At 47.2% G+C, this 6826-nt stretch carries 7 protein-coding genes; 1 reads left to right on the top strand and 6 read right to left on the bottom strand.

Annotation, left to right across the window (positions count from 1 at the left end):
- The 4 genes from PLH26_RS18760 to PLH26_RS18745 all read right to left on the bottom strand — a co-directional run.
- Positions 1-342, bottom strand: a 342-nt coding sequence (locus tag PLH26_RS18760) for a dihydrodipicolinate synthase family protein (protein WP_324587561.1), incomplete at its 3' end; no start/stop codon positions are given.
- 8 nt (positions 343-350) lie between these two features.
- Positions 351-1502, bottom strand: coding sequence for an iron-containing alcohol dehydrogenase (locus PLH26_RS18755; protein WP_324587560.1), 1152 nt, complete (start codon positions 1500-1502; stop codon positions 351-353).
- Positions 1503-1609: 107 nt separating this feature from the next.
- Positions 1610-2587, bottom strand: coding sequence for a DUF6807 family protein (locus tag PLH26_RS18750; RefSeq protein ID WP_324587559.1), 978 nt, complete (start codon positions 2585-2587; stop codon positions 1610-1612).
- A 57-nt stretch (positions 2588-2644) separates the two neighbouring features.
- Positions 2645-3973, bottom strand: coding sequence for a Gfo/Idh/MocA family oxidoreductase (locus PLH26_RS18745; protein ID WP_324587558.1), 1329 nt, complete (start codon positions 3971-3973; stop codon positions 2645-2647).
- A gap of 41 nt (positions 3974-4014) precedes the next feature.
- On the opposite strand from PLH26_RS18745, the gene PLH26_RS18740 reads away from it, so the two are divergent.
- Entirely contained in the window at positions 4015-4194 is a 180-nt protein-coding gene (locus PLH26_RS18740) for a hypothetical protein (RefSeq protein ID WP_324587557.1), read from the top strand.
- Between the two features lie 34 nt (positions 4195-4228).
- Here PLH26_RS18740 and PLH26_RS18735 read toward each other — a convergent pair whose 3' ends face one another.
- Together PLH26_RS18735 and PLH26_RS18730 are read right to left on the bottom strand one after the other, a co-directional pair.
- Complete coding sequence (locus PLH26_RS18735) at positions 4229-5272, bottom strand: DUF6807 domain-containing protein (RefSeq protein WP_324587556.1); 1044 nt, start codon at positions 5270-5272, stop codon at positions 4229-4231.
- A 121-nt stretch (positions 5273-5393) separates the two neighbouring features.
- On the bottom strand, positions 5394-6826 hold a 1433-nt coding region (locus PLH26_RS18730; RefSeq protein WP_324587555.1), incomplete at its 5' end, for a c-type cytochrome.

Raw genomic sequence — 6826 nt, 5'->3', positions numbered from 1 at the left:
GGAAGAAGAAAGTGTATAATGAGGCGGCAAATGCGCTACCATTACATGTATCCCTTCATCGGCATATCGCTTCGCTCTTTCGATCATAGCCTTATGGCATGTGCCGGAAACCGACGCATACAGTGTTACGCCACTGCGGTTAAATCCGGTAAGCACCGATATAACCGCTTTCCGATCGCGCTCTGCCATAGATAATCCTTCGCCCGTTGTGCCCATCACAAAAGGATGACAGTTGTGTACTAAGATCCCTTCGATCATTTTCTCCAAATGATGCCTGTCTATTTTTCCCTTTTCATTAAAGGGGGTGACCAGGGGTACCAAAACACCATTGTATTGTTTCACGTTTTGTATTAATAAGCTGATTGATAAATTTTAACGGCGTCTGAATACTGGAGCTCCCGCACGTTATTTTTCAATAACCGGGTTACTCTCATCGCATCTTCGGCCATACCCGCTATACTGTCTGCAGGTATATTTAATTCCGAAAGCCTTAAAGGCATATTACAGTCCTTCATCATTTTAATGATATGCTGAATACCCGCTTCGGCCAGGAGCTCCGGGCCACCACTTGAAGAACAACCCATTGCCGTTGCAATAGCAGCATACCGTTCGGGCGCCGCAGGAAGGTTGAATTGCAGCACATGCGGGAGCAGCAAAGCATTGGAAAGTCCATGGGCTATATGAAAACGGCTGCCCAACGGGTAAGCAAGAGCATGTACTGCAGCGGTATTGACCGGCCCCAGGCAAATACCGCCAAAAAGACTTCCTAAAGAAACGGCAGCACGTGCTTCAAGATCATTTCCGTTCCGGCAGCATTTTACAAGGTTCGCGCTGATCAAACGAATACCTTCCAGCGCATATACATCTACCAGCGGATGGGCAAAGCGGTTGGCGTAAGCTTCTATACAATGCGTAAGCGCATCAACACCTGTAGCTGCTGTCATTGCTGCAGGTAACGAAACTGTAAGCAGAGGGTCTGCATATACCATATCCGGCACCAGGAATGGGCTGATAATACCTTTTTTCTGATCGTCGCTTTCGTCAAGGAGGATCGCATTGGGCGACACCTCACTTCCCGTACCCGAAGTGGTGGGCGAACAAATCAATAATATGCTGCGTTCTTTGAGGCGATTGATACCCATGATATCAGCCAGGGACTGGGTATTTTTTATTTGTGCCGCCACAAGCTTGGCCACATCCATAACGCTGCCACCGCCAATGCCAAGCACACAATCCGGTTGAATACCCTTCGCGATATCCAGTAGTTTTCTAAAGTCGTTACAGGTAGGCTCCTTCCGGATAGAAACATCTACGGCTACTTCGATCCCTCCCTTTTTCAACCCGCCTATCAGGTCCTGAAGCCGGGGGAGCACTGCCGGCAGGGTAACAAGCAGCACCCGTTTTAGCTGAAAGGCCTGAAGATCATTGGGCAGGTTTTTCAAACATCCGCCGCCAAAATTCAATTTCCGTGGCTGGTATACCTGTAGCAAGTCCTGGATCATAAATCGTGAATCATTATTGGTTAATAAAAAGGGCAAAGCGGTAGCTGATACCCGTGTAGCATCCGTTCACGGATAATAGAGCGAGCAGACGTATGGTTGTCGGGGATCTATTCCTTCAGAACATTCAGATAATTCTGATATGCCTCATTGATATCAACCTGTTCACCTTGGGGAGTACAATAAACCAGCACTCCAAATCCAATGGAGAACCGGTCGCCTTTCTTTACAGTGACAACGCTTTTTTCTCCCTGTTTCATCGCTTCCCTGCCAAAAGGGTTAGCGGCGATATAACCATAGTTGCGCGAGTGAAACCAGGCAGGGCGGAAATTAGCAGGATCCTGCATAATGGCCATTCCTATATAATGATCATCAACTTCACCACTATAATCAATCCATTCAGATGCTTTTCCCCAGGTACCATCTTCATCCTTCTGCCCTTCAGCATTGGTAATGTGCCCATCTCCGTACTGGACGGTGATCCTGGTGTTCACCCGGATGCCCAGTCCCATTTCTTCCTGGTCTCCGAAGGTGAAGTCACTGCTGTCTGAAGAGTAGGTACTGTTCGACGTCAACAAATATCCGGATGGTCCCGTTATGATCGAGTATTTGACCAGTTCTGCGACCATCCGGTCTTTACCATCGGCGCTCATGTAATAATTGCGTACCGTAAACGTGCCCTTCCCGGGCCCGCCTTTTGGCTGCTCTGCAAACAGCTCATGCTCCACTTTCCCTTTCAGCCGCCAATAATCAATTCCATTCAAATCTGCGTAGCTCAGCCAGATACCCGGATGCCACGAGCTGTGATCTTTAGGATCGCCGGCAAGCACCGGATGATTCCTGGTTGCCTGAGCACCGCAGGGCGTCATTACATTTTCGAAGTAGGGCCGGGTGATCACAGAGTCCTCATAAACATAGGTAGCAAACGGTTTTTTATCTATCAGGATAAACAGTTTGCCCGGCTCCTGCTGGAACTCCACTACAGGAAGCTCCTCTTTTGTATTCTGATTACCGGAACAGCCCACCAGTACAACTGCCATAACCAGGCAAGCCGTCCAGCTTTTAAAACGGTCAGATCCTATTTTCATATTATATCATTTGCAAGTTATCGTTTCAGGTTTAAGGTTGCATTAAGCAAAAATGTGCTATTTATAAGGCAGCTCATATCCCTTCCTGTATTCCCTGCCCAGTAATGCTGTTGCCTGCTGCTGATAGCCGGGACATATCACCGCGCGCTTTACCGGATCATATTCGATGGAGGGGGCGTTCAGCCGGTTGGCAATATTCATTAAATTGCAAAGATCTGATGACACCCTTCCTGTTTTAACCGGGGAAAGCAGCCTGGAAGGGTTATTTTCCCGCACGGCAGCAAGGTAATTCGGAATAATGCTTTCAACCGGTTCCGGCGATTCAATTTTGATCTGTTCTTTTCCTTTCGTAACAATAACGCCGGCGCGGCCGAAATCCATTTTACCATCAGTTCCGTATGCTACATTTCCGTTATCATGGCCTTCCAGGTTATAAGGGGTCCACAACCGCATTTCATAGATGATCTGGCTGTCATCATATTGAAGGATCGCGGTTTGTGTATCCGGCGTTTCGTGGTCATCATTATAAAAGAATTGTCCCCCTGAAACGATCATTCTTTTGGGATAGCGATTCCCCAAAGCCCAAACCGCAATATCTATCTGATGAACGCCATCATTTACAGTGTCGCCTCCACCATAATCCCAGAACCAATGCCAGTTATAATGCCAGCGGTTTTTGGTAAACGGTACCACCGGGGATGGGCCAAGCCACATATCATAATTAACACCCCGGGGAGGCTGCTCCGCAACAGCACGCCCGATGGGTTCACGAAGCTGATGGTTAATGGCCTTAACCGTATGAACTTTTCCGATGATGCCGCTGTTCAATTGCTTTATGGCTTCGATGTGGTCTCCTTCGCTCCTGCGCTGTGTTCCGTGCTGAACACATTTGTTGTACCGTGCAGCCGCTTTAATTAAAAGTTCGGCTTCTTCCACCGTGTGGCTGCAGGGTTTTTCTATATATACATGCTTTCCGGCCATAAGCGCCCATAACGCCATCGGTGTATGCCACTGGTCGGGTGTTGCAATACTTACGGAGTCAATAGACTTATCTTCAAGCAGCTTACGAAAGTCTGAATACCTTTTCACCTGTCCCCCGTTTGGCAGCTCCCTGGCAGCCGCGCCGAGGTGTTGCGGGTCTACATCACAAACTGCCACCACTTTACAACCTTTTGCTTTAGCAAAACCTTTACAATGAAAGTCGACACCTTGCCTACCCGTGCCAATGATCGCGTGGTTGATCGTATCGCCGGGAGACGTCTCCTTCCACGAGCCGGATGCAATAAACGGCGCCGCTAACAGCCCCGCACCTGCAACACCGGCTGTTTTAATAAAGTCGCGGCGGGTTGTCTGCCTGTTTTTCAATTCCGTTTTGCCATTATCCATAATTCATTGATTATTTTGTTTTGATAAATAAAAATTATGTGGTGTTACACGAACAAAGTCTGCCCCAATTAAACGATGTGGCTAAAACGCTGATACAATCATATTCCTGCAATGATACAATGACAGATATTGGGAAATTCAAATCTAATGAAGTTAATCTGGATCATGAAGGAAAGCACAATGAAAGCGTTTACAATGATCTGATCTTTATCCACCTGTGAAATGCTCCAGCGTTAAAATTGCAGCATAATAAGATCAATACTTTTTTTCAAACCCTGCTACATAATTGTTGATCTCAGCATCTGTTAAATAATTACCCGAGCTGATAATGATCCGGTACCTGAACGTTAAAGATCCTCCTTTCGTCATTGAGTAGTTTAAGGATTGTTTGCCATCAGTAAAATCTTTCACTCCAAGCGGATTGGCAGAAAACAGCCCATAGCCACGCGCATGCCAGTAGGTTGGATACGTTATATTTTCCGGATGATCGCAAATAACCAACGAGATCTTCTCTGATCCAATATGACCGAACAGGTCCATCCACTTCGCACGTGTGCTCCACACATCGCTTCCTGCAACACCTTCGCTACTTCTGTAGTTACCGGCAGGGCCTCCTTCAACCGGGTTGTCCTTTTCTTCTTTAGAAGGTAATTCCAATTGCCTGGCCACACGGATCGCAAACATCCCCTCTTCCGTATCATTAAATACCACCACGCTGGTGTCGGCGGTTAAGGTGGTGATCCTGTCAATGATCCGAACAGATCCATCTGCAATGAAGTGATATTCCGTTCTTTCGTTTAAAAGCTTATTCCCAAAAGGCGACAGCCAGCTTTCCTCTGTTTTCAGAACACCTTCGTTCTTACCCGAGGAAATTTTCCTGATCTTCATATGCTTAATATATCCATTATGAACCTTTTTCTTACTCTCAGGAACGGCATGGGAGTTATTCCAGAAATCATAGGTGTTTACATTTCCGTAATTCAGCCACATACCAATGTGGTGCGGGTGATCGCGGCGTTCACCCGGTCTCGGGCTTATGGGCCATCCCCGCGTTACAGCCGTTCCTGACGAAGTTAAAACAGGATAGAGCACCTGCTTCACTAAGCTGTCGTGATAACAATAAGATGTAAACAGCTTACCGTCTATCATAACATCAACCTTCTGTTCAGCTTCACGATTAATGATATTAACAAGCTGACTGCTACCGTTCCCTTTAATATTTCGACCCTGTGCCGGCAAAAGAAAAGGCATACAAAATATAACGGCAAACAAAATGAGCCTGATCAATCTGATGTTCATATCTATGTGATTTTTAATGACGATGCTCCGATGCATGTTATTTCCTTTTAAACCTAAAACCGGATGCAATGCCAGCAATAAAAAGGCCTGGCTATTCACTGCTTTCATGTAGCTCTGCCTGCTAATCCGGGAGGGCAAAGGCAACATAACTATCCCCCTTTTTTGTATTGTTCTTCCCTCCCCCGCCTGCTGCAATCACCACATATTGCCTGCCGTTAACCTCGTATGTACTGGGCGTAGCGTACCCGCCGGCAGGTAATTTGGTTTCCCATAATATTTCACCTGTATTTTTGTTTATAGCACGAAATTTCTCATCCCTGGTTGCTCCCACGAATAGGAGACCGCCGGCTGTTACAATGGTGCCTCCGAAGTTTTGAGTACCGGTAGGCGGGATCCCCTTTTTTGTGAGCTCCTCATATTCACCAAGGGGTATTTGCCAGGATATATCTCCCGTATTCAGATTGATCGCACTAAGCGTGCCCCATGGCGGTTTTACAGCCGGATAACCTTCCCGGTCGAGGAATTGTCCATGTCCTGAATGGGCATAACGGAATGCCCTGCCCCGCACGTCCGGTTGTTTTTCCTCCGCCTCCATGATCTTACCGCTTTGTTCTTTAAACAGGTGGCCCACTATTGCATCCGTTTGTTCTTTAGAAAGATGGGGGAAGGCAGGCATCTGGCCTTTCCCGTTTTTTATCCGATCCAATACATCTGAAGCGGTCATTTTTCTCCCTACATACAACAGGGAGGGAAAAGGATCCTGACCTTTCCTGTCGAAGCCATGACAGGTTGCACAGTGCAGGCGATAAAGGCTGGCGCCCAATTCATTCCCTTCATCTGCTTCTACTTTTTTTAACGCAGTGATATTAGGGATTTCATTTGCGTTAACATACAGGGTGCCCGTTGCAGGATCGAATGAGCCTCCATTCCATTCCGCGCCACCCCTGAAACCGGGAAATACCAATGTTCCCCGCTCGCTGGAAGGCGTAAAAATGCCTTCATTCCTGATATGCTTCAGGCGTTCGATCACGTAAGCCCTGGCTTCGGCTGAAATATCCGGGATATCATTTTCCGTGTATTGTTGCCGGACAAAAGGAGCCGGCTTCAAGGGGAATGGCTGCGTAGACCAGCTCTCCTCGCCCTCAATATCAGATACCGGTACTTTTCGCTCCTCTACATCAAACAGAGGCTTCCCGGTATCGCGATCAAAAACAAATACGTTACCGGTTTTGGTTATCTGTGCTACCGCATCTATCTTTTTTCCATCATGATTCACTGTTATCAGCACCGGGGGAGCAGGAAGATCATAATCCAGCAAGTCATGATGAACCACCTGGTAGTGCCAGACCCTTTCACCGCTCGCTGCTTTGAGGGCTATTACCGAATTGGCAAATAAGTTCTGGCCTTTACGATCACCGCCAAAAAAGTCAGGAGCACAGGAGCCTGTTCCAAAGAAAACCATCCCGCGTTTTTCATCCAAACTCAAACCCGACCAGGTATTAGCGCCTCCTACATTTTTCCAGGCGTCCTTTTCCCATGTGTCGTATCCAAATT

Origin of the sequence: Agriterribacter sp. (assembly GCF_035444585.1) — a bacterium.
GTDB lineage: Bacteria > Bacteroidota > Bacteroidia > Chitinophagales > Chitinophagaceae > Agriterribacter.
Note: the sequence above shows the minus strand (reverse complement) of the source record. Positions and strands in the feature narration are given on the sequence as shown.